Here is a 778-nt window from a genome sequence, read left to right on the forward strand (position 1 = left end):
GCTAACGCCCTGTTAAGGGGTGAGCAACGCAATACCGAAGCCGCCGCATACCACCTTAATCACTAAAAACAACGCATAGTGAAAATGCCACGCGTTGCGAATCCCTCTTGAACAGTTTGTTATGTATTTTGGGTGCACAAATTTAATAGCAAACTTTATTATAGAGAATTTAATACCACTTTCTTAGAAACCTAAAGATTAGAGAAAGTAAAATAAATGCAATAAGACTTAAGTAAGCGCTCCATCTAACTTGTTCGGCGTTAAATTTATTTATCCTATGAAGGCCATCAGAACTCGAAAGAAGAACTTCATCTCCAGCCTTAACATAAACAGTATAATAGATATTATCTACATGCGTTCTAACTAGCCCAACACTTAGATTTTCTGTATCTTTACGCGAATCATATCCTAGGGAATAGTAGTGATTTATTGAATTAAAGTCATACCATTGAACTTTAATATCGTGCTTGTATTCTTTATCAAAAAGAATTTGATAAGATAATCCGCGACCAGCTGTACCATGCTTACCAGTTACCTCAGCTTTATGATATAACACATCATTATCAGTGTATGGCCCCTCAATAACTCTATTTTCTACAACACATATCGACATAATAAAAATGGCCATGAGAATTCCAGGCGCATAATATGACCCACACATTCTCTTAACAGTACGAATCATGCTTTTACTCGTTTCTAGTTGCATTAACAGTAGCTCCAACGTTAATTAGCCAGTTATCACTAACCCACAGATTAAAATACATAACGCCCAATTAAG

General features: G+C 36.0%; 1 protein-coding gene. It reads right to left on the reverse strand.

The annotated features are described in order from the left end of the window. Window positions 1-169: 169 nt before the first annotated feature. Window positions 170-706: a hypothetical protein gene (locus AACW06_RS19805; RefSeq protein WP_238336772.1), complete on the reverse strand. Its 537-nt coding sequence runs from the start codon at window positions 704-706 to the stop codon at window positions 170-172. Window positions 707-778 lie beyond the last annotated feature (72 nt).

The sequence above is a fragment of the Vibrio sp. S12_S33 genome, from assembly GCF_963889785.1.
In the GTDB taxonomy this organism is placed as follows: domain Bacteria; phylum Pseudomonadota; class Gammaproteobacteria; order Enterobacterales; family Vibrionaceae; genus Vibrio; species Vibrio aestuarianus.